This is a genomic window from Paraburkholderia sp. Clong3, from assembly GCF_050436485.1.
GTDB classification, from domain to species: Bacteria; Pseudomonadota; Gammaproteobacteria; order Burkholderiales; family Burkholderiaceae; genus Paraburkholderia; species Paraburkholderia tuberum.
The window spans coordinates 316,115-338,966 of the sequence record NZ_JBNDMH010000002.1 but is presented as its reverse complement, the minus strand read 5'-3'; the positions used below and the strand labels follow the sequence as shown (position 1 = coordinate 338,966).

23 protein-coding genes are annotated in these 22,852 nt (G+C 57.9%); 12 read left to right on the top strand and 11 right to left on the bottom strand.

The genetic code is table 11. The features are described 5' to 3' along the window. Positions 1–110: 110 nt before the first annotated feature. Positions 111–1,436, top strand: coding sequence for a tyrosine-type recombinase/integrase (locus OKW30_RS05865; protein ID WP_429346239.1), 1,326 nt, complete (start codon positions 111–113; stop codon positions 1,434–1,436). Positions 1,437–1,877: 441 nt separating this feature from the next. Here OKW30_RS05865 and OKW30_RS05860 read toward each other — a convergent pair whose 3' ends face one another. Further along, on the bottom strand, positions 1,878–2,531 hold the full coding sequence (locus OKW30_RS05860; protein ID WP_429346238.1) for a hypothetical protein: 654 nt from the start codon (positions 2,529–2,531) through the stop codon (positions 1,878–1,880). A gap of 167 nt (positions 2,532–2,698) precedes the next feature. Further along, positions 2,699–3,172, bottom strand: a complete 474-nt coding sequence (locus OKW30_RS05855; RefSeq protein WP_429346237.1) for a hypothetical protein — start codon at positions 3,170–3,172, stop codon at positions 2,699–2,701. Between the two features lie 848 nt (positions 3,173–4,020). Between OKW30_RS05855 and OKW30_RS05850 the strand changes: the two genes are divergently transcribed. Next, a complete protein-coding gene (locus tag OKW30_RS05850; protein WP_429346236.1) occupies positions 4,021–4,734 on the top strand; it encodes a hypothetical protein in 714 nt (237 codons plus the stop codon). 803 nt (positions 4,735–5,537) lie between these two features. Here OKW30_RS05850 and OKW30_RS05845 read toward each other — a convergent pair. Together OKW30_RS05845 and OKW30_RS05840 are read right to left on the bottom strand one after the other, a co-directional pair. Next, positions 5,538–5,807, bottom strand: a complete 270-nt coding sequence (locus tag OKW30_RS05845) for a hypothetical protein (RefSeq protein WP_429346235.1) — start codon at positions 5,805–5,807, stop codon at positions 5,538–5,540. A gap of 156 nt (positions 5,808–5,963) precedes the next feature. After that, on the bottom strand, positions 5,964–7,388 hold the full coding sequence (locus OKW30_RS05840; protein ID WP_429346234.1) for a patatin-like phospholipase family protein: 1,425 nt from the start codon (positions 7,386–7,388) through the stop codon (positions 5,964–5,966). 731 nt (positions 7,389–8,119) lie between these two features. Between OKW30_RS05840 and OKW30_RS05835 the strand changes: the two genes are divergently transcribed. The 5 genes from OKW30_RS05835 (at position 8,120) to OKW30_RS05815 (ending at position 13,513) form a co-directional block, all read left to right on the top strand. Continuing rightward, complete coding sequence (locus OKW30_RS05835) at positions 8,120–8,347, top strand: helix-turn-helix transcriptional regulator (RefSeq protein ID WP_429346233.1); 228 nt, start codon at positions 8,120–8,122, stop codon at positions 8,345–8,347. After that, positions 8,344–8,868, top strand: coding sequence for a hypothetical protein (locus OKW30_RS05830; RefSeq protein ID WP_429346232.1), 525 nt, complete (start codon positions 8,344–8,346; stop codon positions 8,866–8,868). The genes OKW30_RS05835 and OKW30_RS05830 overlap by 4 nt, the downstream gene beginning before the upstream one ends. Before the next feature lie 462 nt (positions 8,869–9,330). After that, a complete protein-coding gene (locus OKW30_RS05825; protein WP_429346231.1) occupies positions 9,331–12,171 on the top strand; it encodes a VapE domain-containing protein in 2,841 nt (946 codons plus the stop codon). Between the two features lie 552 nt (positions 12,172–12,723). Continuing rightward, a complete protein-coding gene (locus OKW30_RS05820; protein ID WP_429346230.1) occupies positions 12,724–12,846 on the top strand; it encodes a hypothetical protein in 123 nt (40 codons plus the stop codon). 367 nt (positions 12,847–13,213) lie between these two features. After that, the gene (locus tag OKW30_RS05815; RefSeq protein ID WP_429346229.1) at positions 13,214–13,513 is read left to right on the top strand and encodes a hypothetical protein; all 300 of its coding nucleotides are present in this window, start codon (positions 13,214–13,216) and stop codon (positions 13,511–13,513) included. A 218-nt stretch (positions 13,514–13,731) separates the two neighbouring features. Here the strand turns inward: OKW30_RS05815 and OKW30_RS05810 are convergent, their stop codons facing one another. Continuing rightward, positions 13,732–13,884 (bottom strand): hypothetical protein, encoded by a 153-nt coding sequence (locus tag OKW30_RS05810; protein ID WP_429346228.1) that lies wholly within the window; start codon positions 13,882–13,884, stop codon positions 13,732–13,734. Positions 13,885–14,157: 273 nt separating this feature from the next. Here OKW30_RS05810 and OKW30_RS05805 point away from each other — a divergent pair, with 273 nt between their 5' ends. From OKW30_RS05805 to OKW30_RS05795, 3 genes are read left to right on the top strand one after another with little or no spacing between them, the layout of a single operon-like run. After that, positions 14,158–14,733 (top strand): hypothetical protein, encoded by a 576-nt coding sequence (locus OKW30_RS05805; RefSeq protein WP_429346227.1) that lies wholly within the window; start codon positions 14,158–14,160, stop codon positions 14,731–14,733. Positions 14,734–14,781: 48 nt separating this feature from the next. Further along, a complete protein-coding gene (locus OKW30_RS05800) occupies positions 14,782–14,991 on the top strand; it encodes a hypothetical protein (protein WP_429346226.1) in 210 nt (69 codons plus the stop codon). Then, entirely contained in the window at positions 14,988–15,542 is a 555-nt protein-coding gene (locus tag OKW30_RS05795; protein WP_429346225.1) for a hypothetical protein, read from the top strand. Before OKW30_RS05800 ends, OKW30_RS05795 begins: the two co-directional genes overlap by 4 nt. Positions 15,543–15,985: 443 nt before the next feature. Here OKW30_RS05795 and mcrC read toward each other — a convergent pair whose 3' ends face one another. The 5 genes from mcrC to OKW30_RS05770 all read right to left on the bottom strand — a co-directional run bounded on the left by mcrC (position 15,986) and on the right by OKW30_RS05770 (position 20,744). Then, entirely contained in the window at positions 15,986–17,068 is a 1,083-nt protein-coding gene (mcrC, locus tag OKW30_RS05790; RefSeq protein WP_429346224.1) for a 5-methylcytosine-specific restriction endonuclease system specificity protein McrC, read from the bottom strand. Between the two features lie 2 nt (positions 17,069–17,070). Continuing rightward, complete coding sequence (locus OKW30_RS05785; protein ID WP_429346223.1) at positions 17,071–19,305, bottom strand: McrB family protein; 2,235 nt, start codon at positions 19,303–19,305, stop codon at positions 17,071–17,073. A 295-nt stretch (positions 19,306–19,600) separates the two neighbouring features. Next, complete coding sequence (locus OKW30_RS05780) at positions 19,601–19,942, bottom strand: hypothetical protein (RefSeq protein ID WP_429346222.1); 342 nt, start codon at positions 19,940–19,942, stop codon at positions 19,601–19,603. Further along, positions 19,939–20,247, bottom strand: a complete 309-nt coding sequence (locus OKW30_RS05775; protein WP_429346221.1) for a hypothetical protein — start codon at positions 20,245–20,247, stop codon at positions 19,939–19,941. The genes OKW30_RS05780 and OKW30_RS05775 overlap by 4 nt, the downstream gene beginning before the upstream one ends. Positions 20,248–20,297: 50 nt before the next feature. Further along, positions 20,298–20,744, bottom strand: coding sequence for a hypothetical protein (locus tag OKW30_RS05770; protein WP_429346220.1), 447 nt, complete (start codon positions 20,742–20,744; stop codon positions 20,298–20,300). A gap of 105 nt (positions 20,745–20,849) precedes the next feature. On the opposite strand from OKW30_RS05770, the gene OKW30_RS05765 reads away from it, so the two are divergent. Beyond that, on the top strand, positions 20,850–21,311 hold the full coding sequence (locus tag OKW30_RS05765; RefSeq protein WP_429345692.1) for a helix-turn-helix domain-containing protein: 462 nt from the start codon (positions 20,850–20,852) through the stop codon (positions 21,309–21,311). Continuing rightward, positions 21,308–21,856 (top strand): IS630 family transposase, encoded by a 549-nt coding sequence (locus OKW30_RS05760; protein WP_429345693.1) that lies wholly within the window; start codon positions 21,308–21,310, stop codon positions 21,854–21,856. Before OKW30_RS05765 ends, OKW30_RS05760 begins: the two co-directional genes overlap by 4 nt. Here OKW30_RS05760 and OKW30_RS05755 read toward each other — a convergent pair. Continuing rightward, positions 21,815–22,825: a P-loop ATPase, Sll1717 family gene (locus tag OKW30_RS05755; protein ID WP_429346219.1), complete on the bottom strand. Its 1,011-nt coding sequence runs from the start codon at positions 22,823–22,825 to the stop codon at positions 21,815–21,817. The genes OKW30_RS05760 and OKW30_RS05755 overlap by 42 nt on opposite strands. Positions 22,826–22,852 lie beyond the last annotated feature (27 nt).

Below are 22,852 nucleotides of genomic sequence, written 5' to 3'. Positions count from 1 at the left end.
GGACCCCTGTATAATCAAGGCTGTACGGAAAACATTCGTCCAGACCCGTCTGCTCACGATCGGCATAATCTGGCGATATTCCGGTAACGGGACGGTAACGGATAACGAATATGGGAAAGCTCACGGTGCGGGGTATTGAAAGCGCGAAGCCGAAGAAGGCGGCGTATCACCTCGCCGATGGCGATGGACTGCGGTTGCGGGTGTCGACCGACGGCACGAAGTCCTGGCAGGTCAAATACACGGCCAACGGCAAGGAGACGACAGTGACGCTGGCGCGCCGCTATGGCGCCCGAACCGACGATGGCCATCTATCACTCGAGGATGCCCGCTTCGAGGCGACCGCCATTCGCGCGAAGGCTCGCCAGGGTATCGATCATCAGGTGGAGCTGGCGCAGCGTCTGGCGGCCGAACGCAAACGCCATGAAGCGGAACAGCAACGCCTCACCGTGCGTCAGCTGTTTGCCGAATGGAGCGCACTCGACCTCGTGCGTCGTAAAGACGACGGCGCGGAAACGAAGCGCGGACTCGAAAAGGACGTACTGCCGAAGCTTGGCGACCGACACGCAGACAGTATCAAGCGGGCCGACATCATGTCCGTGCTGGACACGGTCAAGGCTCGCGGTGCCTCGCGCTTAGCCAACCGGCTGCTCGCCGAACTGCGCCAGATGTTCAGCTTTGCGCTGGTGCGCGAAATTGTCGCCGTCGATCCGACGACAGGCATCGAGAAGAAGCACGTTGGCGGCCAGGAGGAAGAACGCGAACGCGTGCTGTCCGAGGCGGAGATCCGTGGACTGCTGGTCAAGCTCGCGAAGGCGAACCTGCTTAAAACGACGCAACACGCCATCTGGGTGATGCTCGCGACACTCGCAAGGATTGGCGAACTGACACGGGCACGCCGTGCCGACATCGATCTTGCAGCGGGCACCTGGATCATTCCGGCGGACCACTCAAAAAACGCGAAGGAGCACACGATCTACCTAAGCGAGTTCGCCAAGACCCACATGCGGGCGCTGCTCGAACTCGGCGGCGATGAAGTCTGGCTCTTCCCGGCCGCCCGGCACGACGGGCCAGTCTGCTCCAAGTCCATTACGAAGCAGATCTATGACCGCCAAGGCGCGGCAAGCGGCACGCCGTTGCAGCACCGCAGCCAGCACATCGACGCGCTCATCTTGCCAGGCGGACGGTGGACCCCTCACGATCTGCGCCGAACGGGCGCGACGCTGATGGGCGAGCTCGGCGTCCATGGCGACGTGATCGAGAAGTGCCTGAACCACCTCGAACAGAACAAGATCAAACGCACCTATCAACGGGCGGTCCGGCAGCAGGAACAGGCGGACGCATGGCGCCTGCTCGGCGCACACCTAGAACTCCTGATGGATACCCCGTCGAACGTCGTGCCACTCCGGCAGGACGCCGCGCTCTCCGTGGCCGCATAAAACCTACGGCGAAAGGTGTTCTGCGCGCCGTACGCGCGGACGCTTGCCGTCTTCGTCTGGCGCTCAGGCGATTCGCCGCTCAGCCCCATAACGGCCTGCCTAGTGCTCAGAGACTTGCGAACGAATTCGGTCAAATCTTTGATGACGCGGAACCGAATAAATTGGACTTGCCGATTTGCGACGCGAATTTGTTGGATTCGCGGGAGGGTGAGATTGGCATACGTTGCGCCCGTTGCGAAAGGCTGCCTGCGGCCATCGACGGCCGATCGACCGCGCTCTCAGGCTGACATCCGAATGTCAGCTCCCATCCAGGGAAAGGACCTTCGCCCGACGATCATGCTCGTCGCGCCCTCGGCCAAACCTTCCAGAATCGGCCAGTCTAAAACGATCATTCCCGGAAAACACGGCGGGATCACGCCCGACCCGCAGCAGCCGATTAGGCTAGTCATCCACTGCGGACGCTGGCCCACGGATATCCGATTTTTCTGTCTGGGCTTTGAGCGCCGCTTGCGCCTCTGCGACCAGCCTTTTAAACGTTTCGATATCTGGGTGAAACCATTTGTCGAAATTGTCATATGCGCGAACCGCGATGTAGATACTGCCCATCATTGCGAGCACGTAGGGAAATATTGTTTCGCTCTTAACGGAAACAACAAAATTTGACGTAATCTGGTATGTAGTGAAGCATGCTGCGCCCATCTCAAGTGCGGCATACGAAAATCTCTGGCGCTTACGGAGCAAGAAAAATCCCCACCCTACCAAGGCAGTTAAAGGGGCAATAAGGTATGCAACTCCTGGACTAAGTATTAGAGCTATCAACGCGTCCCAGGCGACGGGAATCTTCTTTAAGAGCCAGATAGCTAACCAGACCAAGACAGACCCGAGAGCGGCGTATGCTGGCTGCCATCTGGCCATTTCTACGATATTCACCGCGTCGTTTGTTCGCTTTACATAATCGTTGATAATTTCTTCGCGCTTTTCCGCTGTATCCGCTTTAGACAATTGATATTCAAAGGACCTCTTCTCAGCGGACATTTTTCGGAAGAACTCCTCACGTTTAATTTCTCGAAAGGCTTCATAACTCTCAAATGACATGTCGTCCTCTCGAGGGAGAATGGAAGTTGCCGGAAACCCCGGATTGCTGTCGCATGACACCGTTAGTTCGCCATCAGAGGCATGCGACACGGATGAGGCGCCTGCTGTCGACCAACGCATCAGGCTTTTTCGGCGGCAGTCAATCTAGAAGAAATAAGAACCGTCACTTAGTGCGCGGCGCAATGCCAGGTCGCAGAGATGCCGGCGTTAATAAGCATCGTCCACAAATCCGGCTCACTTCCAGGATTCATAAGCAGTCGACGCGGTGGATCTCCATCCGGCCAGACGGCGTTATCCCCCCCGGGCGTGCCATCCCAAGTAAGAGTCCTGAGAGGCGCTGGGTCTGGCGCAAAGTCGATGGTAACCTTGAAATCGTCCAGATAGTTCCATGGCCGAACCCAGCCGATCAGCTCACCATAAATTCGCCCCTGATTATCACGAATGAGTCGAACAACGGGACCAAGGGCTTGTTCCGGTTCGTTTTTTGCATACTCAGCAAGTGTATTGGCGCCGGCTTTGATTTCCCAACGAGTGGGATACTCCCATACATGGGCCTCTTCCAAGCCATTTGGCTGGGAAATTTCCCGAGCTGGCAATTCGACGGCTGCAACGCCGCTCGCCTTGATACCGTCGACGCTCATTTCAATTTCCTCCACCGGTGCGGCAGAAAACCCAGTTACGGGCTTGGACTAATCCTTGCTCCCCGGCATTCTTCGATGCACTTGGCCGAGCCCGCACGTCGAAGTATAGGAAAAGTGCACCGAAAAGACAGGTGATGGGCGATAACAGCGCCGGTGTTCTCACGGGCAGCGACCGTCCCCTATTGGCAGGGGCTGGTATTAGGTCAACGCCACGCTGGCCAAGTGCTTGCGGGCCGACACAAAGGCGCGGATGATCGTTGAAGCTTGGATGCAGCCGTTCACCTCCCGCGGATCCCCGCTCGCGTTCTCGCAGTTTCATTCTTGTTGTTTTCCTACGACTAGCGAAAAGCGCTACAGCGTCACTATACCGTTTCCCTGCATGCGTCGATGATCCCGCGCCCTCGTTTGCTGCATTTCGTGCGAGCGCGCACATACATCCTGCGTGCACGCAAAGACACTTCACCACCAGCAATCACCGGACGAATGCAGCGATAGTACCGGATTTAAGCGTCGACGCAGCATGTTGGGGAACTGGACGCGTGAGCGGCGAGCGTCAAGACAAATAGATCGGGGCAATGAAAGCTAGGGGTGCATTAGGCAAACGCAACGCTTTCGGAAACCCAAGGAAAGGCGTGCGTCGCCCTGCTGGCTTATAGCCAGACATCGGCCCAGATTGACGACACAGCCGGACAGACTGATCGAATAACGAAATGCAGCGCGGCAAGAGTCGCGCAATTCAGGGCAGACGATGCCACGCTGAAGGCCGGTGAGGGTCCCATATCCCCCGATCTGATCGCGATTTCGGCTGATGTTGGCGGGGGCAATGCCGGATATTGTTCGAAAGGGCCATGATCATGCGAGACCGGTTCGTTAGTTCGTTGCTACTGGTGGTCATTTCGGGCGCCGCGCAGTTGTCGCAGGCGCAGGATTCGACTGTACCGCAAACAGCTGCGCAGCAAGCCGCAGCATTGAAGCTGATAGTGGACGCTGCCGGGCAGATCTGTCAGCAGGCACCGCTTGAAGAAAAAAATAATCAGGTTACCTTGTCGGCTAATGCGGATGCTAAAGTCACAGGCCTGCTCAAAAAGGTGCTGGGCGTCGATGCCGGCGTGGCAGCCAGTTCTACGAAGGGTGGCTCGAGCGGAGTTCTGCAGAAGGATTTGGCGACTGCTATCAAGAACGGCAATGACTGCAAGGCAAGTGTTCTGACCACGTTAGTGCCGGTGATGTTGCCCAACTTCAGGAAACCGCCGGAAGGAGCTCCCCCTGCGGGCGCTTTCACTTCAATATCAGAAGTAACAACCGCAAACGGGTCGTTCAAGAGGCAGGGCGACAAGTGGATTGAATATCCTCCCTATGCGCCCGGTTCGTACTTCACGTTCAATGAGGTCAGCCGGGATCCGAATCAAATTATCCTGTCTGATCCATCACGACAGAAGCCGGGCGATGTGAATAACCCGATGCTGGTACGTCTTCCAACGCATGGCGGCGCAGTGCAATGGTCTTACACGAATCCGGTGGTGTGGATGGATTTCACGTTCGCCCAGCCTGCACTGCACTGACCTGGCACGCGCCAGGCCTATCCGCCTCAGTCAAGCGGAGATCGACGTTCACTCCTGATAAAGCGCGAAAGACGATCACCTGCCTCGATCACATCACGTGTTTTGCGACTGCAACTGGGCGTCGTGAATCCGGAGGACTTCCTCAATCGAGGAGGCTGCATCAGCGTCGAGCTTCGATATACCCCTCTAGATCGGCGCGCAAGCGCGGGTTCAAAATGCCTATATACAGTCGGGTCGAGTTGCAGATCGGCGGCACCAACCCGAGTTACTCTTATGCAGCAGATCAGTTCGCGCTGACGAGGCAGAAGGCGGCCTTCTCAGTCCGTCGCTCAGTGTCTCACGGAAAATTTTGAGCGTCGCATCCGCATCGGGAACGGCCATAGGCGTCGCGTCAACTGAGCCGTCCGCTGCGGGTCGCGGCAATGCGGCTGGCTGCAAGAACGACGTCAGGCTGACAGACGACGGTCGGTGATGGCAAATGCGCTGCTCGGTCTGCCGCAACTCCCTTCTACGCAGCCGTACTACGATCTCACGTCGCTTGTTTTGCCATCGCCGCCAAAACCAAGAGCGGGTGGAATGGTCCAGCCATATGATGTGAGCAACGCGTTGGTCGACGCACTGCAGGCGGCGACGCTCTGGTACCGGGCGCCTTCACGCTTGCCGGACTGCTGGCTGGAGCGAAGTCGTAACTCAGATTGCGCAGCTGGCGGCAGATCACCGGGATTTTGCAGGAAAAGGTCCGGCTGGTTCGGTCAACCGGCCCATTAAAAAGGACGCTGTATGCGCCCTTTTTTTGCCTGCTGTCAGCCTTCGACACTTACCGGTCCATCGCGTTTAGCGGACTTTCGCGCCTCGGCCGCCTGCTGCAAAGCTCGCTCAATGTCTGCCTTGAGCGCCGCTCCCGATCCGCTCGTGATCGAAACCTGGAAAATTTTGGTCACTTCGGCCGCCGTACGCTTTGCCTGCTCTTTATCCACAGGGACCGACGATATGCCGAGGTCGAATTCTCGCGCCTCTGGAGTCGAATCACGCTTTGAATCAGAGACAGTAAAGAATTTCAGTCCCATGGCCACGACGTGCTCCTTTGTACTGCAACGTAAATGCCTGTTTTGATACAGAAATCTAACACCGAGGTTTCCAACGCGTCAACGAATGGTTGAAAATTAGACACATTTGTCAATGCGAGGTCCGGTATCGCATCGCATTCGACCGCAATTACCAGCCCGCGTTCAACTGAGGGCCTTTCTCCTGACCGTCGTGGCTTGCGCCCAGACACGGGGATCACTAGGCGCCAGTGCTGTCCCGGCCACTGTCCGCCCTCGTAGGCACCGAACTTGGGAGTTCCGGACTCCCATGCGCCGTCCGGGGACACGCCGGGCTGGCCAGGAAAGTCTATGGCAGAGGTCCAGACGGGTGGCGCATAGGAACCCCGGGGTTGCATGGCCAAGGCGACCCGGACCGAAGCAGAAGTGTTGGAATGCCAGATCCCGGTTTGCGACCGTATAGCCTGTAAGGTTTCCTTCTGGATCGCGTGGCACGCGCTTGCGATGTTTCTCGGAAATATCACAAGCCCATCCTGCAGGATGGCTGAACGCCAAGCCCTTCGCTCGCGCCACCGTATCAAAATATATATGCTTGGGCTTGTGAAAGTCCATCAGCTTGAGCGTGCAGGCCATCATGAAATGATGGGCATTAGGCACCTTTCGCATGTCAAGCTCAAGAGACCCCGTGACTACCGCCGAAATCAGTGCTTGCAGCAACGTCGCCGGTTTCCGGAGAGATCCATCGCCGGGCGCTTTCGGTTCGATTCCAAACGCAATAGTGAGAAGCTCCCCGCCACACGCGGAATCATGTCTTTCGCGTTCTTCATCCAGGGTCCACACGGGGAGATTGGAAATCAGGCCACCGTCAACATAGCTCCGCTCCCTGCGATCCGCGGTTACCCCCTTTCCTCGCGTGCACACGAAGCGATGTGGCCGAAAAATCACCGGCAGGCAGATGGATGCAGCTACCGCATCCGCCACCGGCACGTCCGGTGTCCTTTCCAGAGAGAAGACCTCGGCTCGTTCTTCGGAAACGTTGGTTGCGACAATCTTGAGCGGCATGCGGCCGGCTTTCGCAAGATCCGAAAATGTCACACCGGCCTCGGTAGACGCCTCTATCCGTGTTCGTAATACAGCGTCAATGAAATCACGGACGTGTTTCGTCGACGTGATGCCAACAAACAGCCAGATTACGAAAGCCACGGGCAAAAGGATGCAGACGATAGAGAGCGCCAGTCCCAACCACCCGTCCCCTGCGTAAACAGCGAACAGCGCGGCAGTGATAGCCGCCAGGATCAGTGTCGGTCCCCAGTAGACCAACGCTCCCGCCCAGCGCAGCTTCCTCCAGCCCCACTTTCCAAAGAGATCCCTCGGACGGCTGCAGTCCATGTCGCCGTACCTGTTATCGAGCAGATGTTTCCCTGTGTTGAGGTTGACCAAATCGTTACCGGAAAAACCTGCAGCGACCAGCGCTGCGACGATTGAGCCGGCCGAGGTCCCGGCTACCCCGCGGACGTCGAGATTCATCTGTTCGATCGCCAGGAGTGCGCCGACGTGCACGATGCCCTTGGCGCCGCCGCCCTGAAAAATCAGCAGTGCCTTGTCGTTCACAAGTGAAGTGGATGCGTGTGGCCCTTCAGTTTGCATATGGACACTCTTCTAAACTTGTTCGGTAAAGCTAGAGGCGCCTGTCTCGCCTGTGGTGGAATCGCGCTGCCTATAGATGCAGAGGCACGCATCGAAGGAAAAATAGCGGCATCGAAAAGTAAAGATTGGCCCCCGGGCGTAGATGATCTGCCGGCGGCGCGGCAGTTGCGTCTCAGAGCAAGATCGACATGTTACTCGCCGGGTTGTACACCTCCACGGCGAATCCTTCCGGAAAACCGATCCCGAACCGGGCTTTTAGCGCGAGTTCGACGCCGTCATGCACGCTCAACGTTGCCCTGATCCACGGCCCTTATTATGTCCGCGCTTGCGGCACTGGTGGGACTCGGGACGAAATCCCAGACGAGCGTGAACAGCTTGCGCAAGTCGAGCGCGAGCGTCGCATTGAACACGCTCAACACGTTGTACTGCGACTGCGCGACCGCCTTGAGGCCAATCTCCAGCGTCTTGGGGTCCGTCGTTGGGACGTTCAGCGTCTTCGCCGGGCAGTTGCCACTTGTCGCCCTTCTGGTTCTCGACAGAGATGCCGCCGGGCTTCGTGCTCAACTCGTCATGCACAGCCCTAATTTCGTTTGCCGACACTAGTTATCGAAACGGCGACAATACTGCTGCTGCTCAGACCCATTCGGACGGTCGTGACAACACACTGGGCACTGGATTAACTACCTGGGTCTGACATGGCCGCAAAAAATATCACCTCACCCTCTGAGCTGGCACGCCTGCCGGAAACCGGCTTCATTCGGATGAAACGCCTCGTACCGGCTTTTGTTCCTGTCGGGCGCAGCACGCTCTACGAATGGATCAAGCAGGGACGCTTTCCCGCTCCCGTGAAGCTGGGTCCGAAGGCGACCGGCTTTCGTGTCGAAGACATCCGCGCCTGGCTTGCGTCGCGGGAGGTCGCATGAACGCGCCCTACAGCGAGGCGCTCCTGGCGGAGTTCACCGCAATCAACGCTGCGCATTCCGGATCGTCAGCAGCAACAACTTTTCCGATCATCCACTTCGATTCGCGTGCGAAGGACGACGAGACCGAGAAGGCCCGGCGGCGCGCATGCCGGGACATCGAGCAGCAACTCCGCTGGATGCACACGGTATTTGGCTGGGCGCCGATGGTCTTCATGGATCAGGTCATCTGGTACGGCCACCTCAACACGTTCGTGGACAGCAAGGGCCGTCGCGTTTATCGGGCGAAGCGAACGCGAAAATGCATTCAGCCGATCGCAAAGTGGTCTCCGACCGACGGAACAGTCGTCACGCTTTCCGGCCTGGACGGTAAGGAAACTACGATCTGCAGCCCTCTTGACTTGTATCTGACACTTTTGGACATGGGTACGCGCCGCGACATGGGCACGCCCCCAATGCGCCGGTATGCGCGCGAAACCATGCAGCGCCTGCGCGAAACCATGCAGCGCCTGCGCGGAAGCTAGGGTCGCGCCGCCGCCAAACGTTCCCGCTGTCGCCGTCGCGGGATGTAGGGCGACGGCCCGGTCCGTCGTGTCCGGTTGGCTCCCGCGCTCGAAATAGCGCTTTGCAACGCGGACACACGGCGCCGGCACGCGCTAGGCCCATCGGTCCCAATCCGTGATACTCGACCCCAGAGGCTGATCGGGTTTCAGCAGCATGTATAACTCAGCAGGCGCTGTTGTTTTCCGGCATCACGCCGTCCCGCCACCAAGTAACGAGGCTCTCGCCAAAAAGGCGTTTGTTTACAACCATCGCCCATTTCTTATTGTTCGTCTAAACGAACAATAACTCTGCATTGCTTACAATTGAAAAAATCTCGAAGCTTGAATCAGACTTGATTACCTCTCACAATCCATGGCGAACACGATTTCCCCAGACCACCCTGGACGCTTCATAACGCTCAATGCCGCAAAACCGCTACTTGTATGAAACATACTATCTTTCCGTCGATTCCGGACAGCACCGTTCAACCGATTCCCGTAGCTAATGTTGTCGCCGTAATCAGTCAGTTTGTGGATGCCATGGCGGCACAGGATATTCAGGTCGATCCGGCGGATATCATCGCCGACGGCAAGATTCACCGGATCCGGGTCGGCGACGATCGCGGCAAAAATGGCTGGTACAAACTCGTCTGCGACGATCGGCCGGCGGGCATGTTCGGCTGCAACAAGCGTTACGGGAACGACGTTAAATTCACCTGGAAGTCGTCCGAGAAAGCGAAGCCGATGACGGGCGAGGAGCGGCGCGCGCTGCGTGAGCGCATGCAGGAGAAGGCGCGCCAACGCGAGGAGGAGGACCGGATTCGCCACGCGAAGGCGGCCGAGCTCGCCAACGTAGTATTCGACGGCGCGCGGGAAGTGACTGGCGCTGAGCATCCGTATCTGGCGCGCAAGGGCGTCCAGTCGCACGGCTTGCGCGTGGGCGCGTGGGAAAAGCTGAACCCGAACACGGGCGAGCTCTCGCTTATCGAAAAGGATGCGCTGCTGGTACCGATCCGCGACGAGCGCAAGGCGATCCATTCATTGCAGGCGATCTTTCCGGACTCGGATAACCGGCTGCAACGGGATAAGGACTATCTGACGGATGGCGACAAGCGCGGCCGCTTCTATGTGATCGGCAAGCCGCTGACCGTCAATGACAAGATGGTTGTCCTGATTTGCGAAGGCTACGCGACGGGCGCGAGCCTGCATGAGGCAACAGACCATGCGGTTATCGTCGCGTTCGACGCGCCGAACCTGATGCCAGTTGCGCAAGTAGTCCGCGATCGCTTTCCGGCGGCGACGATCGTTATGTGCGCGGACAACGATCAATGGACGTTGACGCCGATCAACAATCCGGGCGTCACGCGCGCGACTGAAGCGGCCAAGGCGGTCGGGGGCCGCGTGGCATTTCCGCCGTTTACTGATGCCGACGGCACGACGGACGAAAACGGCAAGCGCAAGGGTCCGACGGACTTTAACGATATGGCCGTGCTGCATGGTTGGGATGCCGTGCGCGGGACGATCGAGACGGCGCTTGAGGCGACTGAGGTGGTGACGCCGCCCGACGTCGACGCGGCATGGGCGAGCGGCAAGGTCAAAAAGGTGGCGCAGGCGCCGGCCGACGACGCGCTGGTCGGGCTGCTGACTGATGAGCCGGACGATGTACTGCCGGGCATGATGATCGCTCAGTCGACGCCGATGCTGCCGGCTGCGGTCGGAGCGGACCGGTTGCCGGCTGCGCGGCCGAAAGACCCTCTCAATTTCGTCCCGTTTGCGCCTATCGCGATGGGTCAAAGCGGCGATCTGTATGCGTTCTGGACTCACGCCCGAAAGGTCGAGCTGATCAGGGCCAGCGATCTCTTCAAGGATGCCGGCATTCTGCGTCTGCAGGATCTCACATACTGGCAAAATTACTGTATGGCGTCGGGCGTCGCGAAGAATGGAAAGGATAAGTACGATCGCACGATGGTCGGCAATATGCTAATGCAGCAGTGCAGTCGCGTCGGCCCGCTCGTCGCGCATGCGGTGCCGGAATCGGTCGCGAAGGCAACTGATGTGGATCTTCAGATCAATTTGGCGATGATGCACATAAAGCCTAGCGCGTACTCGATCGCGAAGGTGCTGCAGGCGCATCCGGACTGGCATAACGTCGTTTGGGCAAACATGTTTGCGCAGCGCATCGAAACCCGCGTTACTCCACCGTGCGGCGGTGACGCGGGGATCTGGAGCGACGAGCATGACATGCTCCTCTCGGCGTGGCTGTCTGCCCAGTATGGACTCAACGCGTCGGACAAGATGGTCCGCGATGCAGTCCGCCTCCTTGCGTCTGCCGACAAGCGGCATCCGGTGCGCGACTATCTCAATGGTCTTCAGTGGGACGGTGTCACACGGCTGGATACTTGGCTGTCGACGTACGCCGGCTGCGAGGACTACACCTATATCCGCAACGTCGGCGCGAAGACGCTTGTCGGCGCCGTGGCGCGGATCATGAAGCCCGGCGTGAAGTTCGACACCGCTCTCGTGTTAGAGGGCGATCAGGGGCTCAAAAAGTCGACGCTCATTAACGCGCTGTCGCCGAATGATGCGTGGTACACCGATAACCTGCATGGCGATCTTGGCTCGAAAGATGCCGCGATCGGTCTGCAGGGTAAATGGCTGATCGAGGTTCCGGAGATGGCGTCGATGAACCGCACACAGGTCGACACCGCCAAATTGTTCATGTCACGAAAAGTCGACGACTATCGCTCGCCGTTCGATAAACGGAACGCAGACCATCCACGTCAGTGCGCGTTCTTTGGCACGATCAACCCGGAAGCCGATGGCCGCTACCTAAAAGACGCGACAGGCGGCCGGCGGTTTTGGCCGGTTGAGTGCCGCAACACAGATATCGAAGGGCTGAAGGCGGTTCGCGATCAGCTTTGGGCGGAAGCCGCTGCGCGGTACGCGGCTGGAGAACAATGGTGGCTGACGGATGATGTTGAGGCGCTCGCCAAGATCGAGCAGGCGGCCCGCCAAGATACCAACCTTTGGACCGATCACGTCGAAAAGTATCTGACATATGTGTCGCCGACGGAGCGCGGCACGCCCGACTGGGGCGGCGTACGCGATGGGAGCTCGATTTGTGAGGAGGTCACTACCGGCGAGATTTTTGAGGCGATCATGGGCAAGCCGATCACGAAGAAGGACACCCCCGACTCCAAATTGATCGCCCAAGCGCTGAAGGCGGCGGGCTGGACGCAGAAAATCGGCACTCGTGGAAAGGGTCGGCATTGGATCCGCGAGTAGCGATTATAGTAAGAAGTGTAAAAAAGCCCGCATGAAGCGGGCTTGTTTGCCTGCTCGCCTGGCTGTCGACACTGCGAGTCGTATGCGTCGACACATCCAAAGCCCTATTGGGGCAAGGCTTTCTACACTGACGACACTGAGAACGATGCTTCCGCCCTCGGCCAACCGCTACGAGCACTTATGGGGCGGGCTGCGCAGTCCACAGTCCACTTTCGTGTTGCGAATTCCTACGTAAATAGTTTTTTCTCCAAAGGTAGTGTAGATAGTGTCGACAACCTTATGCAGCAAGGGTTTGAGCATCGACACATCAAGACCTGGATGTGTCGATGCTGTCGACAAGCGGTCGCCCCTTTCCCCGAATGCCCCTAGCGAACGTCGTCGAGATGCGGATCGCGCCTTTAGCTGGTCGACCCTTTCTGGTATGTGTAACCGAAGACGACATGTTGATGATGTCGACGCGTATTGGCTACACTCAGGGTGGTCATCACTCACAGGGCCGTTGATGCAGACCAATATCGACGAGGTGCGCGGTCAGCTCAGCGAATCGCCGGGATGGCTCGCCAGGTCGATGACGCCGAGCGGCAGATCCTCCCGCGAGCGACCGAGCGGCTCAAGCACATCGAGCCGGCGCGCGTCGCGGCGCTGGCGGCCGGTGAAACCGAACAGAAGAACTGACAGGCGCTGATCGAGACGCGAGGAGCGTTACAGCGGGTGATCGCGCGTGCCAGACAGACGCTTTCACGCACGCCGGCGTAGCCGCTTTTTTTTTCATACTTGCTTCGGCCGATCAGCCGTGTCTGGTGGACGAGTATGTTTCGGAGCTTGCAAACGTGGACCCGACGAGCGAGCGTGCTACCTCGCGCTTGAGCCCTAGCGGTTCGTCTTTTGGGCGATCGACGGCCATCGGGATCATGCGGAGCTCGTCCTGCACTGGCGATGTCTTGCGGCGGCGTCTCTGCGTGCCTGACGGGGGCGCATAAACTCGCTCAAGCGGCGCGGTAGCGCGTAAGCTCAGCATTGAGACTTTCAGGGGGAGGTCAAGATGACGGTCAAGCTGTTCGAGGACGACAACAGGCACTATCAGGACCCGGAATATCGCGCCTGTCGAGGATCATTCGAGACAGTTGGCGCTGCAATTTCAGAGGCGCAGCGAATCGTGAACGCTTCACTCGACGAACTGTTCGAGCCCGGCATGTCGGCGACCGAACTGTTTGCGCGATATCAGGCATTCGGCGCGGATCCTTGGATCCCGGCGGGTGACGATGGTCCGCTGATCGCGTTCAGCGCGTGGGATTTCGCGCGCGAGCGGTGCGAGGCCATCTGCGGGGCTACTCAAAAATGAGCGATCGCGAATCTGACGTGGCGCCGGTATGTGGCCAGTCGGCCTAGAATTCTTGCACGCAGATCGTGAAAGATGTGCCTCGACCATCGGCGGCTCATGCAGGTTCTGCGCGAGCGCCCGCGTGATGGCGTCGACTGCTGCGCGTCGACAGCTACCTGCATCCAGTTGTCCAACCTGTGCCGGGGCGCCGCCTTCGCGACTTCAAGCCAGGCGTGCAACTAATCGCACACGGCCCTTTTGATCTTGATCCTGCGCGCCCAATTCGCGGCCATAGCCGGGTTGTGCCGGTCCCGGTCCGCGAGCACGGCAAGCCCCGTTAGCTGCTCCGCGGCACACTGGAGCGTATTGATCAGGATGTCGATATCGCTCATCACAGCCCGAACCTTTGCTGCAGGTCCGCGACAAGTTACTGATCCGCCTGGGCGGTCTTTCTGCGTCGTCCAGTCTTTCGGCGAGCGCCAGATCAGCATCCTGAAGAGCCATGCGCTCGTCCATCAGTTGGGCTTCCAACGCGGGAGATCCGAGCGCTGCGCTTGTTCAGCGGCATCGATGTTTCGAAACCGGCGGCCTTTGCGCGGCAAGGCTATGCACTGCTCCGCGCGTCGTGAAACTAAACTGTTTCTAAATGGTTTCGAAACGTTGCTATGCCCCGCCCACCTGATCCACAGCGCACCAAAGCCTTACTAGCCATCCGTCAGCACGTCGCTGATCATGGCGCCGTCGAAGGCCCGCGCCTGGCGAAAAAACTGTTCCCCGAGGTGCCTAAACCCACGTGGTCGACTTGGTGCAAGATGGTTCGCGATGCCGATCGGGATTTAGTCGAGGAATTGCGTGCGATCGTACCGCCTCCGGTGCAGACCTTGGCACCGGTCACTAACGAGGGTCGGGCAGTCGCTCGCCGGGCGATCGATTTCTTTGCCGAACTCGATGCGATGGTCGCAGACGCGCGCCTGCTAGCGGATTATGCAAGCGCCACCAATGACGACGGCACGCGTCGGGTCAAGAACCCGCAGATGCTGGCCGTCTCACACCGTATGCGGGCGACGAACCTGGCGCTTGCCATGAAGTATTCGGAGATGGTCTGGAGCGTCGAAAGGTTGGAACAAATGCATGACGCAATTGCTAACGCGATCCATCAGGCTGATCGTGAAACCGGCGAACGGGTTTTCGCCGCGGTGAAAAACGTACAGCGCCGATGGAACCTCGATCGTGACTCGTGATGGCTGCCCGCCGACAGTTACTTTTCTTACAACATGAGGTGACGCTCAATGGAAATGCTGGACTACCCCGTACTGGATAACCTTGACGCGCGTCTCACGGAAATGCACAACGATATCAAATTGCTTGAGCAGGAAGGATATCCGACGGCACGACTGAAACGCTCGCTAGCAAGCTTGCGCCGCCAGTTAGTCGCTTCGACGGCAATCCGGCGAGTGCGCATCGAAATGGTGCCCCGCCCGGAGAGCATCAACCGATGAAATCAGGCATCGTTAATCCCGTGTACTTCGAACTCGGCGAACTTCCCGGCCGGCAACACTTTCACTGCGACCGCTTGCGAGCGACGCTGTCGACTGACGCCTGCGGTCATCGCTGGAAGACTGCTGGCGAAGCGACCGCAGGTACGCGATGGCTGACCTGTAAGAACTGTCACGTCGGCGCACGTCATGCCGGCGAGCTTGACGCGAATCCTTCGCCAATCAAAGGTCGGAAGATCTGCGCGCGATGTCATGTGTTAGCAACGCGCCTGATTCACAAACATCTATGCGTTAGTTGCTACAACCGCCAGCGCGAGCAAATGATAGGCAAGAACGCCAAGGGAACCAAACCGATCAAGCTAGCGCAGCTCGTCCAGCGGACAATCAGCTACATGGTCCGCGGCAAGCTGGAGACGAAAACAGTCGAACGTTGCCTTGACACGACAGAGCTGATCATCGCTGTCCTACGAGACGAAAAGCAGGCCGTGCGATTTGGTTGGCGGGCACCGGCCCGGATGCGTGGTTTTCCACGATTGGAAACAGGCGACGCATGAACAGCGACGAGAAATTTTGGCAATTGGCCGCACATTGCTGCCGGTCTTGTCTCGGCCGCGTGATGCTGGGCAGCTCCACTGACGGTGGACGGCTTTACCGGTGCGCCCAATGCGGTGCGCGCGGCGAAAGCGATGACGCCTCCGTCATCTGCTGCTGTGGTATTCGCCTGAAAACGGGACGGGACGCAGGCGTTCGCTGCACGACAAATCAAGCACCATCACCCGAGTTCCCCATGGAAATCATCGCTGAGCAGACGGGCATTTAGTCGCGGCCATTCGACGCGAACACGCCAAGCGTTCTCGCACGCCTTTCGGCCGTCAGCTCGCCCCGGCCGAGCAGCCCCCACCTCAAGATCATGAACGATTTCCCCGTTGTCCTTTTCTTCGATTTGTTTTGGAATTGCGATACCTATGGCGACGTCTTTAGCCAAATTTGCAGCGTCCTAACCAGACAGAACCGGCGGCGCCGCAATCAGCAACTGCAGCGCTTCCTGAATGCGCGCGTTCTCATCTGCGAGATTAACAGTCACAAACCTTATCCGATGTCCGCCCACCGTGAACGATTCGTCCACGTGCTGGCCGCCGATCGCAGGATGCAGCAGCCAGCCTTCGGCATGATCCGCGCGCTGATCGCCTTGGCCGGCCTGGGAACGCAGATACGCGAAGATCTGGTAGACATACTCGCTCTTGAACCGTGTCTGGCCGAACTGGTTCCGCGTAAAGATGTCCGTATACTTCGTGTCGATGACAATGCGCCGCGTGGCCAAACGGTTATCGATAATAAGGTCGGCATTCATGGTGGGAAGCCATTTCAGCAGGCCGTCCGTCGACGCCTCGACCGGCCAGACGAGCTCCTTTTGAGACCGGACATCCCACTGTCGCTTCGGAAGCTCTCGCTTGTAGAAGCCTGCAACGGCTTTCTCGAAGAGCTTACGCAACATGTTTTCGTCCCGCTGCACTCGGGCAAGCCGGACATCGCCCGCATCTTCGGTCGGCAGCCGCGGGTCGAGCGCAAGATTTGCCACGACGATGAGCGCCGCGTCGTCAGCGTCGTTTCTGCCCATCTGCTCACGCGCCGTTTCCGAACGCACAGGCCTTCTGAAAGTCACGCCTAGTCGCCCGAGTTCGGACCCGAGCAGGCGGCAGCGATGTGCCAACTTCTCGTCGCGAACGAGGGAAGCCAGCCGCATTAGCGCGAAGCGAAAGAGTTGATTGCGCGGTGTATCCGCACTGGACTCATCGAAACGGCAGATGACCCGACCCTGTCGTAACTCCCCAGAAGATAGCGTCGCCATTAGATCAATGCGTCCACGCACGCGGGTGAGCCGCGCTTCCCGGGGTAGGTAGGCGCGCGCCAGATTGCGCTTCATGCGGCGCTCGACCATCGTCGCGAGCAGACGCGCGAGCAGTTCGGGAACATTGTCGTGCTCAGCGATTTCCACGGCCATCTGTTCGCTGAAACGAGCAAGCCCGTGCGCATACGACAGGAGGAACCAGATGTTTTTGATGGGAATAGGCTTCGACACGGTTACGTGCCTGGCGATGGTGCGAGATTCTTGATCAGCGCACTGTATGCGTCCTCTGCTTTTGCATGATCGTCAAACCAGTACTCCCGCAACAACGGGCGGATTTCGCTTTCGACGACGCGTGCGAACCACGCGAGCGGATCGTCGATTTTCTTCCCGTGCGGCGGCGTGACGAAACTGTGCCCAATGCAGAACTGTTCCCGCAACGATTCGTCCTCAGTGATACGCTTGTTCAACATGAACATTCGCCCCGCAATTTCATCCGCCGCGGCGTGAGTGAAGCCATTCTCCTTCATGCACCAATCGCGCCACCGCTCGCCGAGCTCGGGCTTCAACGAAAAATACGCGAACCGCCGCCGCAAAGCCAGATCGATGAGTGCGAGCGAACGATCAGCCACGTTCATCGTGCCAATCACGTAAAGATTTTCGGGAATGAAAACCCGTTCATCGGGCGTACGCACATAGGCCGGACGAAGCGCCTCCTCCTCCGTCCGCTTGTCGCGCTCGAGAAGCGTCAACATTTCCCCGAATACCTGTGCGGGGTTACCGCGATTGATCTCCTCGATCACGACTACATATGGGCTTGACGGATCACGCATCGCCGCCTGGATGGCCTCCATGAACGCCCCATCGATGAGGTCCAGACGGCCGTCCGTGCCCGGCCGCCAGCCGCGCACAAAGTCCTCGTAGGAGAGTGTGGGTTGGAACTGCAGCGACACTAGGCGGCTGGCGTCCTTGCGACCTAGCAGCGCATAGCCCAAGCGCTTGGCGAGCCAGGTTTTACCTGTGCCCGGTGGGCCTTGCAGGATCAGATTTCGCTTGCTGTCGAGAAGCGCCAGCATGGTGCCGAGGTCCTGCTTCGCCACGAAGCATCCCTCGTCGATGATGCTCTGCAAGTCGTAAGGCAAATTCACGCTGGCCGCTATGCTCGCGGTTGCCGCCGCGCTCATGACTTCGCTGATCGCTTCGACATCGCCTTCACGGATATGCCAGCGTTGCGCAAATTCCTCGGGCAATGCCTCGGCATAGTCTTCGCCGTGGTCGGTCAAGACCAGCCTGCTTCCGTTTGGCGTCTCGACCGAACGAATCAGATCGACGGCTTTTGCCCAGGCTATCGTATAGTTGCCCGGCTGCGCGGAATTCCAGGTCGGAACGAGCGCTCTGAGCCGCGACGAGAGTTCAACGGACGACAGCCCTTCCTTTGCTTTCCCGAGCCATAAGAGCAGATGCCCCATGCCGAAAACTCGGCCGATGAGCGGGCCGCGCAGAATCTCACGTGGATCCGGTGCGTTGAGCAGGTCGAGCCCGCGCGTCGTTGGACGATACGCACCGTCGGTCAGCGTGATGAGTCCCAGCCCGCCCAATGCTTGCGAGATGATCACGCCAGCGGTACTGCTGCTCAACTGCGGCGCCTCTTGCATGATGGTTGAAAGCAGGTCTTCCCGGCTCAGACCATGCTCCGTCTCACGCACGATCGCGACGAGCAACGCGACGTTGTCGCTTACGCACGGCAACCCACGCCGTTGTGAATCCACCGGAAGAAGTGGTATCTCAGGCAAAGCGTCGGCTTCGACAGCCTTCGGCGCTTCGATCGCCCCTTGGTCTGGAGCTTTCACATAGACATCCCACAGATACCACGCGAGCATCGACTGCTCGACGGCGCGCTCCATCGTGTCGTCCGGTCCGATGACGCTGCGCAAATGCTCCCGCAACAACGCGTGGTGGGCGATAAACTCGTTCGACGTTCGATGCAGCCCGACCAGTCGATGTACCTGCCAGAGCCGATTGGCGTCCATAAGGCAACTCATGTCGCGAGGGAAGAGCGAAGCGAGCAGGCGGATCAGGCGCGCCTTTGGTTGTTTCTTGGCGTGCTGCTGATCGACAACGCGTTTCAACACTTTGATGTAGAGCGCGTCGATCCGTTTGCCGCGTATAAGCGCCTCGTCCTCGCGCGCGACTTCCCGCGCTTCGTACAACCAGGTCGCCAGTTCAGAGTCAGAAAGCGCGCCAGCGACCGTTACTGAATTGCCCGGGCCAATGTTCGCGACAGGGTTACTGTTCCAGAGCTTCGCCTGAAATGCGGACGTTATCCATTCGTCAAAAGAAGCATGTTTGACGAGGCTTACTTGCTCAAGATAACGCTGGCGCCACCGGACTATTCCTGCTTCCTTTAGATACGACCTGAATTCGTTGTTCCAGATATCCAGCAGTTTTTCGTTTGTAAGGAGCGTGGTCATGTTCGCCGATTCGATAAAGGAAGCGCCTTCATAAATCACGAAGGCGACCAATCCTAAAAGAATCTGCCGACGTCCACAACTGAAAAAAAGCACAGCACATCGCACTTGTCCAACGCATTAACCGACGCTGCCAGTGCATCGACGTGTTCCGAACCGGAAACTGTCGGCGCGAATGCCTTCTGTTTCCCGGTTCAATCCCGGCACGACGAAGCCGCGGTCCGTTTTTCTGGTTCGGCAAAGAATTATCAGGCGCGGTGCTTTCAGTGAACTCGTCAACTAACTGCGCCCTTCCTCATCAAGTCAAAAAGCGCGGCGGTGCCTTCGCGAGCGCAGCACAACACGCGTCATGCGCGGCCTTACCATCTTCGGCGAGACGCCACCACGTCTCCGACAATTCATCAAGCACCCGCATCGCGGCATCGAGCCCCGCTTGGGTCTTTGCCGATGCAACGATCTCCGGATGCTCGAGCAATACTTGCGCATCGACAGAGAGGAAGCTCAGGTCACGTTCGACGAGTCGAAAAAGATCCTCGGATAGCTGTTTAAGGTGCGCTGCAAGCGTTCGCAGTTGCGCATCCGCACGCGCGTCGTCTTCGTCTAACAAGGGCAATCCCCCACTTTCCGATGCCGTAGTCAATTCAAAACATTCGGCGCATGGTTCTTGGTTTCGCAATTCTCGCCAGATGCGTCCAGCGCGACGCCCGCGATTCGCGCTATTTGCTCCAACACCGCGCCGAGTCGACCCTTCTGCGATGCAAACCCACCCGCCGCCGTGCCAAACTCGACGATCCCCGACGCCTCTTCAACGTTCTGGATTTCGCTGATGAGATTCCAAATCTTCATCGACTCGTCGTCAAGCAATGCTTTTCCAATGGTCGACAGCGCAAAGCGGGCGCACTCTATGGCTTCCTTCAGTTCTCTCAAGTCATTTTTTGCGCTCATTTTTCACCCTCACGCCAACGCAAGTCACCTTTGAACTCGCAAACTTTTCGTCAGCGAATCTGCAAGTATTTACGATAGCTGGGGTTAATCGCCCACATGATGAGATTATCGGAATTTTCCTTCAGTTCGAAAAGGTCGGGCTCGTCCTGATACAGCTTGAATCCATTCCGCTCGTCGCGCCGCCTCCCGGAAATGACTTCAATTTTGAAAAGAAGCTCTCCCAGCCGATGATTTTCCTTGAATGGATAGCCATCGACGTCAGGCACATCGGAAACCCGTTTGATGTAGTGATCTTCAATCCTTCTAAGCAACGAATAAAGGTTGTATTCCCTATCACCACCTCTAAAAGCATTTATCAGCTTCTTAATATCGGCGAATTGGTGAGCATGCTCTTTCTCTAGATCGGATACTTTTTCGGTGCCAAACAAATCCATCGCATCTTTTACATGATCGACCGAAATTAAGGAACCGGCGCGGTCACATGCCAGCTTACACAACTGGCCCATCCAGCGCGGACGCGCCCCGGCAAGTGTCTTAAGTGTTCCTGGTAAAACGGTTTGACTTTGGCTAACCTGGCGTCTTGGTCGGTGCCGGGGTCGTGGATGAAGTGTGTCGTAGTGTTGAAGGCAGTCGAGGAGCTGACATTGCAGCAGATGTCGATCAATCACCGTCATCGGGATACGCGCACACGCGCGGCGGGCCTGTTGATGCTCGGACGTGGCCTCAAGGCCCGCGCCATTGCGGCGCAACTGGGCGTGAGTGGCCAGAGCGTCTACAACTGGTCGCACGCATGGCGCGAGCGGGGCATATGCGGCTTGATGGGCGCACATAACGGCGGCCGGCATGCGCTGCTGACTGAAGCCCAGATCGCTGTGGCCCTTGAGATCGCCCGCGCCGAACCGCTGACCCTTGGTGGCATTGCCCAGCGCGTCGAAGCCGCGCTCAACGAGCCGCTGCCCTGCAAGGTCGAAACGCTGGGCGAAGCTCTCAAGCGCAACGGCTTTTCGTTCAAGCGCAACCGCTACGCGCTCAAAAAAAGCGCAACGAAGAAGCGTTCGCAATGAAACAGGCCACACTCGAGAAACTCCAACAGGCTGCACGCGGGGACGCCGTGCGGTTGGTGTATCTCGATGAGGCGGGCTTCCATGGATCGCCGCCGGTTCAACGTAGCTGGTCACCACGAGGCTTGCCTCACCAGGTCGAACCGAACCATCACTGCCGCCGCAGCGTGATCGGCGCACTGGACTTCGGCGAAAACACGCTGATCCACGCCGCGCATACCGGCACCATTAAAGCCCAGGATGTCGAGTGCTTCATCGACAGTGTGCTCGCCACCGGGAACGGTCTGCCCACGGTGATCGTGCTGGACAATGCCAGCATCCATCACGGTATCAGCGACGCGACGCGCCAACGTTGGCTGCTCGAACATAAGGTCATCCTGTTTTACCTGCCTGCCTATAGCCCCGAGCTCAACATGATCGAGATCGTCTGGCGGCACCTGAAATACCGATGGCGTCGAGCCCTCACCTGGACGCGCGAGACCATCGATGCCGAACTCGCAGCACTGCTAAGCAGGTACGGCGCCGATTTTCAAATCAATTTTTCCTGAACACTTAATAGGTATAAAGGGCTCAACTCGGCCGTCGCCCCAACGAAAGGTTTTTTCGAAGACCAAATCCATTATTTCATTGTAGTTGCCCTTTTCGTCGTATCGCGCAATGAACGGGTCGCTGCCGGTTCTCCTAAAGTAGGAAAGTATCTTTCTTGCCAGGATTCGCTTCAATGCCGAATCGTTCCATGCAATATCTATCACGTATTGCCGAAGCTTGTCCTGGTCCTCCATAGAACGGAGGTTGTACCAGACATCGGTCCGCACGCTAGCTCTTATGCAAAGATTCTGGACTGAAAACGCAAGCGAGCGAATTGCGGTAAAAAAGCCACCAACCAGTTCCTGAAAATGCTCATTGTCTTTATATTTGGCATCGACATCATCAACCAGAAACCACACACGGCCATCCGCCTTCTCATCCTGATATCGGCGCAACGATTCCTGCGGGTTAGGGATCGCTTTCTTGTTAGCCAGCCCGCTAACATCTAACGCTGTATCGCCGCCTTTTCCAAACGCCAGCTTTACGATATTGCCGACGCGATCTGTTAGCGCAGAAACAATATTTTTATCCTTGAATCCTTCGATCTCAGCTGATTCAACCAAAGACATCGCAAGATCGGATGCGGCAAAGCCGATTTTAGAACCGATCTCGATGCATATTCTCTGGCAAATCACCTTTTTCCAACTATTTTCGATATAAGCGGAACCTTTCCCGGCAAAATCGCCCATAGCCAACAACTCATTGCCGGTAACCTTGATCACAATGTCATGGGCGTCGCGCTGGATCGAATGGTGTAACCTGGACAAAAGGGCCGACTTCCCCATCCCCTTACGGGCACGAACAATTCCGAGAGGATGCTCGGCGCTATTGAAACGAGAAAACTGCGGTAGATCGACAAAATACGACGACAATACATCCGGATTTTCATCTTCGCCGGAATCGTTACCAAAAATGGCGCTGTTAGGCATTAACCTGCTCGTCAATTTTTATGATTA

Excerpts from the sequence above, each read along its gene's own strand:
- OKW30_RS05865 (WP_429346239.1), top strand. The coding sequence starts at position 111 with ATGGGAAAGCTCACGGTGCGGGGTATTGAAAGCGCGAAGCCGAAGAAG.
- OKW30_RS05860 (WP_429346238.1), bottom strand. The coding sequence starts at position 2,531 with ATGTCATTTGAGAGTTATGAAGCCTTTCGAGAAATTAAACGTGAGGAG.
- OKW30_RS05855 (WP_429346237.1), bottom strand. The coding sequence starts at position 3,172 with ATGAGCGTCGACGGTATCAAGGCGAGCGGCGTTGCAGCCGTCGAATTG.
- OKW30_RS05850 (WP_429346236.1), top strand. The coding sequence starts at position 4,021 with ATGATCATGCGAGACCGGTTCGTTAGTTCGTTGCTACTGGTGGTCATT.
- OKW30_RS05835 (WP_429346233.1), top strand. The coding sequence starts at position 8,120 with ATGGCCGCAAAAAATATCACCTCACCCTCTGAGCTGGCACGCCTGCCG.
- OKW30_RS05830 (WP_429346232.1), top strand. The coding sequence starts at position 8,344 with ATGAACGCGCCCTACAGCGAGGCGCTCCTGGCGGAGTTCACCGCAATC.
- OKW30_RS05825 (WP_429346231.1), top strand. The coding sequence starts at position 9,331 with ATGAAACATACTATCTTTCCGTCGATTCCGGACAGCACCGTTCAACCG.
- OKW30_RS05820 (WP_429346230.1), top strand. The coding sequence starts at position 12,724 with ATGGCTCGCCAGGTCGATGACGCCGAGCGGCAGATCCTCCCGCGAGCG.
- OKW30_RS05815 (WP_429346229.1), top strand. The coding sequence starts at position 13,214 with ATGACGGTCAAGCTGTTCGAGGACGACAACAGGCACTATCAGGACCCG.
- OKW30_RS05810 (WP_429346228.1), bottom strand. The coding sequence starts at position 13,884 with ATGAGCGATATCGACATCCTGATCAATACGCTCCAGTGTGCCGCGGAG.
- OKW30_RS05805 (WP_429346227.1), top strand. The coding sequence starts at position 14,158 with ATGCCCCGCCCACCTGATCCACAGCGCACCAAAGCCTTACTAGCCATC.
- OKW30_RS05800 (WP_429346226.1), top strand. The coding sequence starts at position 14,782 with ATGGAAATGCTGGACTACCCCGTACTGGATAACCTTGACGCGCGTCTC.
- OKW30_RS05795 (WP_429346225.1), top strand. The coding sequence starts at position 14,988 with ATGAAATCAGGCATCGTTAATCCCGTGTACTTCGAACTCGGCGAACTT.
- OKW30_RS05785 (WP_429346223.1), bottom strand. The coding sequence starts at position 19,305 with ATGACCACGCTCCTTACAAACGAAAAACTGCTGGATATCTGGAACAAC.
- OKW30_RS05775 (WP_429346221.1), bottom strand. The coding sequence starts at position 20,247 with ATGAGCGCAAAAAATGACTTGAGAGAACTGAAGGAAGCCATAGAGTGC.
- OKW30_RS05765 (WP_429345692.1), top strand. The coding sequence starts at position 20,850 with ATGAAGTGTGTCGTAGTGTTGAAGGCAGTCGAGGAGCTGACATTGCAG.
- OKW30_RS05760 (WP_429345693.1), top strand. The coding sequence starts at position 21,308 with ATGAAACAGGCCACACTCGAGAAACTCCAACAGGCTGCACGCGGGGAC.
- OKW30_RS05755 (WP_429346219.1), bottom strand. The coding sequence starts at position 22,825 with ATGCCTAACAGCGCCATTTTTGGTAACGATTCCGGCGAAGATGAAAAT.